At 54.8% G+C, this 9503-nt stretch carries 8 protein-coding genes and 2 pseudogenes; 6 read left to right on the forward strand and 4 right to left on the reverse strand.

Annotation, left to right across the window (positions count from 1 at the left end):
* Nucleotides 1-78: 78 nt before the first annotated feature.
* Nucleotides 79-558, reverse strand: a pseudogene (locus ACNS88_RS17265) (transposase family protein); the annotation flags it as partial.
* A gap of 608 nt (nt 559-1166) precedes the next feature.
* Nucleotides 1167-1811, reverse strand: coding sequence for a DUF7344 domain-containing protein (locus ACNS88_RS17270; protein WP_435100484.1), 645 nt, complete (start codon nt 1809-1811; stop codon nt 1167-1169).
* 218 nt (nt 1812-2029) lie between these two features.
* On the opposite strand from ACNS88_RS17270, the gene ACNS88_RS17275 reads away from it, so the two are divergent.
* From ACNS88_RS17275 to ACNS88_RS17285, 3 genes are all read left to right on the forward strand, one after another.
* A complete protein-coding gene (locus ACNS88_RS17275; protein WP_435100487.1) occupies nt 2030-3772 on the forward strand; it encodes a tyrosine-type recombinase/integrase in 1743 nt (580 codons plus the stop codon).
* 528 nt (nt 3773-4300) lie between these two features.
* Complete coding sequence (locus tag ACNS88_RS17280; protein WP_435100490.1) at nt 4301-4702, forward strand: DUF7344 domain-containing protein; 402 nt, start codon at nt 4301-4303, stop codon at nt 4700-4702.
* Nucleotides 4699-5040 (forward strand): hypothetical protein, encoded by a 342-nt coding sequence (locus ACNS88_RS17285; RefSeq protein ID WP_435100493.1) that lies wholly within the window; start codon nt 4699-4701, stop codon nt 5038-5040. Before ACNS88_RS17280 ends, ACNS88_RS17285 begins: the two co-directional genes overlap by 4 nt.
* On the opposite strand, the gene ACNS88_RS17290 is transcribed toward ACNS88_RS17285, so the two are convergent.
* On the reverse strand, nt 4997-6253 hold the full coding sequence (locus ACNS88_RS17290; RefSeq protein WP_435100496.1) for an RNA-guided endonuclease InsQ/TnpB family protein: 1257 nt from the start codon (nt 6251-6253) through the stop codon (nt 4997-4999). The two genes, ACNS88_RS17285 and ACNS88_RS17290, sit on opposite strands and share 44 nt — an antisense overlap.
* A gap of 126 nt (nt 6254-6379) precedes the next feature.
* Here ACNS88_RS17290 and tnpA point away from each other — a divergent pair.
* The 3 genes and pseudogenes from tnpA to ACNS88_RS17305 form a co-directional block, all read left to right on the forward strand.
* A pseudogene (gene tnpA / locus ACNS88_RS17295) lies at nt 6380-6685 on the forward strand (IS200/IS605 family transposase); the annotation flags it as partial.
* A 136-nt stretch (nt 6686-6821) separates the two neighbouring features.
* Entirely contained in the window at nt 6822-7262 is a 441-nt protein-coding gene (locus tag ACNS88_RS17300; protein WP_435100499.1) for a hypothetical protein, read from the forward strand.
* A 345-nt stretch (nt 7263-7607) separates the two neighbouring features.
* Nucleotides 7608-8609, forward strand: coding sequence for a class I SAM-dependent methyltransferase (locus ACNS88_RS17305; RefSeq protein WP_435100502.1), 1002 nt, complete (start codon nt 7608-7610; stop codon nt 8607-8609).
* Here ACNS88_RS17305 and ACNS88_RS17310 read toward each other — a convergent pair.
* A partial coding sequence (locus tag ACNS88_RS17310) for an IS4 family transposase (protein ID WP_435100505.1) occupies nt 8610-9503 on the reverse strand: 894 nt, incomplete at its 5' end.

The following is a 9503-nucleotide window of genomic DNA, read 5'->3' on the forward strand; positions in this document are numbered from 1 at the left end:
CTGATGTGTGTCGTCTATAACATCAAGCGCTTCGTCAAACAGTGAATCTCTACGCCTTACAGCGATTCAACACAGCCCTTGAAATCGATACCCGTCTTTAGCAAGAACTGGTCCAAGATAGTCTGCGTCATCAACGAGAAACTTCACATCATCGAGTTGGTAGCGCCGGTGTAGCTCGGTCAGAAACCATCGCGTAGTCTGTTTATTTGCGGTCGGATAGAGACTCACGTGAAAGATTTCGTTTGTATACGGATCAACCGCGCCGTACAGCTAGAACTGCTGACCGTGAAGGCGGATCATCTTTTCGTCAACCGCGAGTTGATCCTCGGAGACGGTAGAGATCGGCTGTAGGTCGGCTTTATAAACCCAGTTGTGAATAGCGACATGACTCCGATCAATTCCGTATTCCTCGAGAAATTTACTTACCTTGCGTAGTGACATACCAGCCAAATGATAGCGGATCCCTACTTCAATCGCCCAGAGCGGCGTTCGATCTCGCTCCACAAACGACAAGTCAATCCACGCGATACCATCGTTGAGGCGGTCGAATTCTGCCATAGACACTCAGAACTCGTCCGCCTCATACTCTAACTTAACGCGACCGAACAACCCTCAGCATACATTATGGTACCCGACATCCGAGGACGACAGCTCCGAGACACCGGAGCGCCGCCGCCTCCTCTGACACCATACTGGCGTTCACCTTCCTCGCAGTGATGAGTCTTAACCAACAACCAAAGACATAGACAGCATTTGTTGGTTAATGTTAGCCACCACCCTTCAACAGAGCCGTATCAATCACGTGAACAGACCAGATCCGCTTGTGTCCGTTCAAGATGGTGAAGTGGTTGCCGTCGACGGCGCGGAGAAGTGCAGGTTTGGGAAGATCACCCTCTCGGTCCAATTCGGCACCACGCGGATTTCTTCGTCAACATCGAACGCTCGAGGGTGGGAAGGTGACGAGAGGATCTTCGAAAGCAGGAGCTCATGAAATTCAATTTCACCCACCTTCTCCAACCGACTGGCTGGTAGTGCGTAGTGGGAGATCATCATCGAGCCACCGACGACAGCTCCATCGTGAACCGCGAGCTCGGCAGTGCCGAGCGAAGTGAGAACGACCCCAGAGTGGGGGTTTCAACGCGTAACAGCGATCAGATCTTTAGAGGTTACTCCTCGGCAGATTCTGAGGCCGCTTCGACACCGTCCATCAGCTGTGCCAGTGCGAAGCCAACGTCGGTCGACGAAACCTTCTGCACCCGAGAGTAGTACTCCACGATTTCGAGGTCGTGGAGCAACGGTAGGTGCGTCTGGGAGAGTGCCACGTATGTCGAGTGCCGGTCGCCTGTACTCGGGACAGTCGTTGGGGCGAATTCCTCGTCAGATGTCGAGACAATGGCCGCAAGCCGGCTCACCGGTACATACATTGTCTTGTCCTTGTCGTCTCGCTCTGCCTGCCGGGCGAGGATGTGGAGCGTCTCCCGGCGGCGCTCGTTCGACAGGACCATGTAGATCTGCTCGGGTGTGAGATCAACGTCAGGGATGGGCTGTGTACGACCGCCGTCGGCCATCGGCTGGGCACCACCGACAAGATTGACTGTCACATGATACAATCCCATTGAGACAATGATGAGGCCGCGCGCTTCAAGTTGCTCGAGGCGGGCTTTCAGTTGCTCCCGCGTCGCCCCGCTCTCCTTTGTCAGTTGGTCGAGTGAGATCGGGCGGTCGACGTCCTTGAGGTGGTCAATCAGTGCTGCTGCAGTCGGAACCCCACCAGTATTATCACCGGAGGGGCGCGTATTCTTGTTTGCCATATCGTGTGGCACAGGGTACGGTGTCTCTAGCACCGGGCCCACTTCTGCGAGCCGACCTGTGCGCACTAGTTCATGCTCTATTTACCTACTTAAAGGCTAGCATTTCTAAACCCCCTTTATATAGTTAGACCTTGATTCTGACTCAGATAGTGGTTTCGACTGTCGGATTGTTAAATTCTGCCATTAGTTATTTACCTATCGAACTATTACCCACAGCCATGTCAACACTAGACAAATTTGTTGACGGTGTACCCGAGGCCGAGACCCTCTATCAGCCCGGACTCGGGGCCCAGTACGACACAGGCGAAAAGAAGCTCAACGACGCCCGCCGGCGCATCATCGAAGAAAAAGATCTAACCCAGAGTGAAAAGCGAATGCTCTACCAATTCGACCGGGAGCTCCGGAACCTCAACAATCGGGAGGATCGTCACCGAAAGGTTACTCGGGCGCTCCACATCGACCTTACCCGCCTCCTACAGCGCGACTCGGGTCTGCTCATCGACATCCTCGACGATTCGATGGCTGGCAAGGAAACGCTTGACGACCTCCTCGACTGGGTCCAAGAGCAGGGGTACTCGAACAACTACATCCACAACCAGCTGATCACTGTCCAGACATTTGGCGAACTGCTCGGCTCGGAGATCGTTCAAGACCGCGTCGACAAGATCCAGCCCGGACAATTCCGTGACGACGACAGCACACCGCTCCCCGGAAATGTTCTCGCGTGGCTAGATGCCGTCTCGATGGCCGAGACCCAGTCGAAGATCCGCGACCAGGCGATGATCCTTTCGGAGTGGGGGCTCGGCTCACGCCCCGACAGCGAATTCCTGTGGCTTCAGTACAAGCACTTGGAATGGCACGACGGTCACTACCGAGTGACGATTCCGTGGGATGGAAAGACCGGTGAACGCACTGTCCGGATGTTCGCCGGCGCGGCCGGCCTCCGGCGCTGGGTGGAGGAGGAGCACCCCGTCCACGCCGATCCCGAAGCAGAGCTCGGCCCGGAGACTCCGATTTGGACGAAGCTTAACGAGAATGAGCGAATGAAGTACGATAACATGTACAGAGTGTTCAAGAAAGCCGGCAAGGCTGCGGCGATAAGCAAGGACACGAACCCGCAGCACTTCCGCCGGTCACGGGCATCGTTCCTCGCCGGGAAGCCCTCGGTGAGCGAGGCTGAGCTCCGTCGGTACTTTGGGTGGTCGTACGAGTCGAACTCGCCGAAGCACTACGTTGCCAAGTTCCGGACTGACGTCGACCGAAACATCGCGCTCGCCGACGGAGCATCAGTCCAGGATTTCGAACCCCCGAAGAAGGTTGCGCCGATCGAGTGCAACCACTGCGGCCGGTGGACCGAGCGGCACCTCACAAACTGCGTCTGCTGTGGTGCCGAAGTCGGCGAGGAGCGACACGAGGCACACGTCGACGCGACCATGGCCGACGCCGAGACGGACCTGCTCTCGATGATCATCTCAGGCGACGTCGGGCCAGGAGATCTTCGTTCGGTGAAAAAGCTCTGGGGCGTCATCCGTGACCGACCAAAGCTCGGGGAAGAACTCGACGATCTGATCACGAAGACTGAGCGGATGGCCAACGACGAGAAGGCGAGCGTCTACGGCGGGATCGGTGCGATGGCCAGCATAGGAGTTGGCCACGCAGTCAATACTGGACAGCGGGCAGCAGCAGCGTGGGGGCGGGCGAAGCACCGTGGGATGGCGATGCACCCAGACTGGGAGCATTACCCCAAGATGAGCGCCCCGCGACAGATGGGGCTGGGGGTGGGACTCGGGCTCCTGCTCACGCTCCTACTCGGCTCCTGGTACGTGAACGGCACGTTCGAAGGGCTAGCTGCCGGTGAGATGACATCATGGATCCCCGTCGTTGTCGCTGTCGTCTACGGAATGTGGCTATTCAATCGGGAGCTCCCGGACCCAGATGATGCAGCTGAAGCGATGCAGTAAACGATCGCTGTCACGAGTCATGGGCGTCAGAGTAGATTGTTTCTGACACTCAGCAGGAATCCTCCACAGAGGAGTTTACTCTTGTCCAGGCGGTCTGCAACGGAGTGAATCTCACAACCAAACCTAGGATTCCGGAATGACACAACACACGCTGTCAGAACGTGTCACTCATAGATAGTAGGCAACCGGAAAGACAGAGAGAACATTCTCCGTAGGTATCAGTATGGAAGTCACCGGATTTGATCAGATATGCAAATGTTCTTTATACTATATCCAGTAAGCCCATTTGGCCTGACAAAGCGGCCCCCGGCGATGTGACGCCGGGCACCTACTGCCTATCATGACAGCAAACAAATCTAACCACGCGACGAGTCATAACTCTGTCTCTAGCTTACCGCGAGCCGGAGCAGGGAAGGATACTCTGCAGCGTGAGTCACGACTCCGATCGACTGTACAGCACATCAACAACCGTAACAGCGCGGTCACAGCCGCGAAGATCGAATGTTTCGCTCAGGGGACTGATCTCTGATGCCCGAAGCGACAGCAGACCGGGAGAATTTCTGTACCATTCCGCTCGATCCTAATGATGTGTTCCAAGCGATCAGCAACTGCCGGAGACGGCGCGTTCTGCTCTCGCTTGATCGCACCGAGAGTCCAACCAGCGCCAGCGACCTCGCCGTCGAGCTTGCTGCAATCGAGAACGGCGTTGAGCCCAGTGCCGTCACGGGAACCCAGCGCAGTCGCATCTACAATTCTCTGATACAGATCCATCTAGAGAAGCTCCACGAGATCGACGCGGTGAAATACGACTCTAGAAGCAAGCAGGTTGCTTCGGGCGACACGACCGCTGGCCTTGCAGAGATCATCCGACAGGTCGAGTCGTCCTGCTACTCACGGGGGTCCGAACTTGAGGGTGAGACAAACGCATGATAGACACTCCAACACCGACCGACCTCACGTCCAAGGAGCTCGCCGAACTCGTTGTATCTGGCACGCAACGACGGCTCCTCAGCGGGCTTGACGAGCTGATGATGATGGATCCGATTAAGCCATACGAACCCCGGGTCGCCCACCTCGTCATGGACATGGCTGCGCTTGATAGCGAGGTCATGAATCACGCCACTTCCGCGAAGCAGGTGCAAGTCGTTACCGAGCGACTTCGTGACGAACACCTACCGGTATTCGATCGGCATGGCATCAGTCAACAACCCCACCCTACTTCGCTCACCCTGAGGAGTTCGCTCGTGGAGGGTGGGGCTTGTCCATGAACTCGGCCTCGAACCCGTCCGGGTGGGCGGTGAATCCGTCACTCGGCGTCACTGTTCCAGACTTTAGGGCAAGCTGACTGTTGCCCGTCCGCCGAGACGACTGTTGGCCTCGACGCACATACCGCATCCCGATGTTCTTCGCCGCATTGTAATCCGCGTTCGCTTCCGACTCACACTTTACGCACCGGAAGTCGGTGCGAGTCGCGCGATTCTCTTCAGCTGTGAATCCACACTCGGCACACCGCTGTGACGTGTACGCCGACCCGACTTGCTTCACTGAGATGCCGACTGCTTCGGCTTTGTATTCTACCTGCTCGTACAGCGTTCGGAACGCCCACTTGTGCCCCCAAGACGCACCCGTTCGGTCGCGGATATGCGTCAAGTCCTCGAACACGATCACGTCGCACTCGTATCGGAGTGCTTCGTCTACGATGGCGTTCGACGCCCGGTGGAGTACGTCACGGACGTATCGTAGTTCGCGTCCACCTGATTGTTCGAGCGTTCGGTGGGCGCTTCGCGTTCCGGTCTGTTGGAGTCCTGTACGGACTTTCTCGAACTCGCGGAGGTTGTGAGTTAACTCTCGCCCGCTGAAAAAGTAGGATGTACTCGTGACAGCGAGATTTTCGATACCGAGGTCGACCCCGAGGACCGTTCCGTCCTCGGCGGTGTTCCGCTCGGTCTCGATCTTGTGTCGACGGAAGCCGATGTGCAATAAATAGTCGCCGTCACGAGCGGTAAGTGTACTTTCCGTGACGCTCCAGTTGTCGGAGTCGAGGTACTGCCGTTGGTAGCCATCCTCGGCTTCAGGGAGAGCAAGTTCACATCGGACGCGACTCTCCGTAGTGGAGAGCGACACTGTATCGTCATCGAACAGCGTCATCGTTCGAGTATCATACTTCACTGTGGGTGCGGTGAAGATAGGTTTGCTGACCGTCTTGCCGTTTGACTGCCGCTCGAGACAGCCAGTGATGGCTTGTGCGGCTTGGTGAGTGGCGAGAACCGCGTGCTGACTACCGAGGTCGGTGTGTTTGCGCACGTCGTCGTAGGCGAGGGGTTGTACGTCGCTCTTGGCGTTACACTTCCCCCACGCCATGTCTGTGGCGAGTTGGCAACCACGTTTCCACTCGGAGATGGTTTCCTCAAGCAACTCGCGTTGCTCGCCATCTACCGAGAGGCGGGTGATTGCTGTCCGACGCACGTAGTCGTCTGCCACGTATTCAATGTGTATAAATGGCTATTTATAGACTGGTGTTTGCGACAGATACGAACGCGCTCCTCCCCTCCCTACTCGCTCCCTTCGGTCGCTCCTTGAGGAAGGGGACTCCGCGCTACCGATTCAGTTGAACACGATGTGCGAGAGCTGTTTGGTGAGACTGGTGACCACTTCAGTCATGAGATTCTGGCGTTGGAGATTGCGGACGACCACGTACACCTATTCGTGCAAACAGATCCGAAGTACAGTCCGGCGGATATTGCTCGGCAATTCAAGTCGTACTCGGGGAAGCACTTGCTGGAGCGGTATCCCAAGATTCGGGAGTCGTATTTCTGGGGAGGTGGTTTCTGGAAGGTTGGGTACTACGTGGGAACAACGGGTGCGGTGTCGGAGGAAGTGGTTGAACGGTATATCGAGGAGACAGAACATTAGGCCGAGTGTCGGGCTTCACCCCCGACCCCGGTGGGTCGGGGAACTCGCCCTTGAAGGTTGTTTAGACACGATACAATATACAAATCGGCGTCACCATTTTGCGTATCATTAAGTGATTAACGTCGAAACCAGAGATATGTCGTACAACGGTTCAACGGCTGGAGACCACGTAAATATACAGCTCCGATCGCCTGGGCTTCCGGATGATGAACAGGCACGAAACAAGGTCCTCGATGAATTAGCAACAGCCGTCGAAACGGTACTTGCTGAGCATGGTGTCGGCGAAGATTGTCTGCGAATCTTCGATGGACACATATACAGTATGGTCAGTGACGACTGTCCGGTCTGTGGAGATCAACTGAAACTGATCGAACCGGAGCTCGATAGTTCGAACGGTGCACAGGCAAATGCGTCGTGTGAGTGCGGCTGGTACGGGACCGCCACGTACCGGCTCATCGACCTCACCGAGAAGATATCTGATCAGGATCTCGGATCGGACTGTGAAGAATCACCAGTGTTCGACTACGAAAGTTGTGTCCGACTACACGGTATCACGCCGTCGTACACGCCATACTAACCGACTCGGGCTTGACCCTGAGGCAGTTCACAACGACCAGAGTATACCCTTCGATTTGACTAATAGCAACTTACAATAATTTTCAATTAGACAAGATCAAAGACACCGGTAATCGAGATCGTCGAACAGAGACTGTGTAGCCCTAGCGAGTAAAATATAATAGGTACTCAAAGTGAATATCATCTATCGATAGTAAAGATTCATACGCAATATCATATTATGTCCGCTATACATCAGTCTCTGAGATACATCTATTTATTACACAGACAGTTGGTAAGTAGCAATTTGATCAGAAGAGTATGAAATCTCACGAGGTTTTATAAGTAATTCGGTTAAAAAGATCATATGTCGAACACAGATCAGGCATACAACCGGGCATCACCTCAGGAAATAGATGATTTGTTTGAAGATTCAATTCTTGAACAGTACGGTCAGTATGGCGCACCGATCCCAAAAGACGCTGATAGTCTCTGTACACTTATTGCACGCACAGCTGACACTGCTGCAGTTGAACTAATCTGGCGGAGATCCTCCGTATTAAACGGCGATATTAGCCACTGGGCTGAATTACTGGGATTTAGTGAGTTAGACTTTGCCGACCAAATCATACTCACCGCTCGCCAAGCTATCTTCAGTTATCTGTTAAGAGAAACAATGGAGGGCACACACGGGAAAAAGCCGGAGACAAACACCATTTTAGACGATATTCCGCAGTATGCAGCTCCGAAGAAGCTTGATCAGGTCCGTGACGAGCGAGGTCAGTGGTTGAATGTCGACCAACCAGACGTCAGAATTGGCGAGCTCTATGAGAAATTGATGCCGCAAGAAAGCCGACAGCAACTTAGTCACTATCGGTCTCCGGCGGCTGCGGGCGAACTCATGCGGTCATGGGCTAATCGTGGTAATGGTGTGCTCTTAGACCCCGGAGTTGGGAGTGGAACTCTCTCCGCACCATCGCCAACGCCGCGGAGTTCCTGTCCTGATCCAAAACTCGTTGTTGGGGTCGATCGCAATCCAATATGTAAGTTAATGTCTATGACCGCCCTCTCATTATACAACCAACCACACGAAATCATTGCTGACGATTTTTTTGCACTCTCCGCAAGTGATCTTTCACACGATATCACGGGAGCTATCGCGAATCCACCGTATACAAGCAGCAGAGCGCTTCCGGACGGATACGTTACTGAACTACAACAACGGGTTTGCGGAGAGAACAGCAAGCTAAGTCGAAATGGGGGGTTGTACACGTACTCGATTCTGCACACAACAAAATTCCTTGATGATGAGGGTCGCTTCGGATTACTGGTTCCACAAGCATGGATGAACAAGAGCATTCGTCTTTAGTTAAGCCTCACACCTTGGTTGCGTAGCGGTAGCGAGCGTCTCTTGCAGTATCGGTCGTTGCTGGTGGATCTTCTGTGCGTCTTCGATCAACCGCTCCAACAGCGGCGGTGGTGAGTAACCGAGGAACTCACCGAGTTCGTGAAGGATGAGCTGGGCGTGCGACCGGAAGGTCGCCGCCCAGCGTTCCGGTGGGAACACGATCTCGTCGTCAGCCTGCTCGGTGACCAGATCCAACAACTCACGGCTCACCAGCAGCGACAGCAATGCCGCATACAGCAAAATCTCCACCACAACAGGGTTGCTCGTGTCGAACTCATCTAGTTCGTATTGCGTCTTCAACTCACGAAACAGCGTTTCTACCTCCCATCGACACCGATACAGCGTCCCTAGATCTGCTGGGAGAAACTCTTCTCTCGGTAGATTTGTGATATACAGATGGTAGTCGTCGGCGTCCTCATCGCGGACGCCGACGACGCGGAATTGCTTCGTGTCTAGCGACCGTGTTCCCTCGTACTGACCCCGCTTGAACTCCGCTTCGACCTTCACGTCGATGTACTGCCGTGAGAGGTCAGCGACCACATCTTGGATCTGCTCGCCTTCCAAGGGAATGGCGCGGCCGCGCCATTCCCGTAGTTCCTCTGTTATCACCGGATTTGCGTTCTTCTTCAGCCGACTCACGAAGTAGCCATCGTTCTCGTCGATCAGCGCAAAGCGGCGGTACTTGAAGTACGCTAGGTCGAACAAAACCAGCCGTCCATGCAGCCACGATCCCGTCTTGAACAACGTGCTGTCGTGCGCTTTTTCATCGGTCACGTCAATCCGTTCAATCGTCTGGTCGGTGGCATTGTGGAGCAGGTGGAGCTTCGCTCCAGCCTGCTCCTCGTGGCGAGCTTG

The sequence above is a fragment of the Halorubrum shenae genome, from assembly GCF_051194165.1.
Taxonomy (GTDB): Archaea; Halobacteriota; Halobacteria; order Halobacteriales; family Haloferacaceae; genus Halorubrum.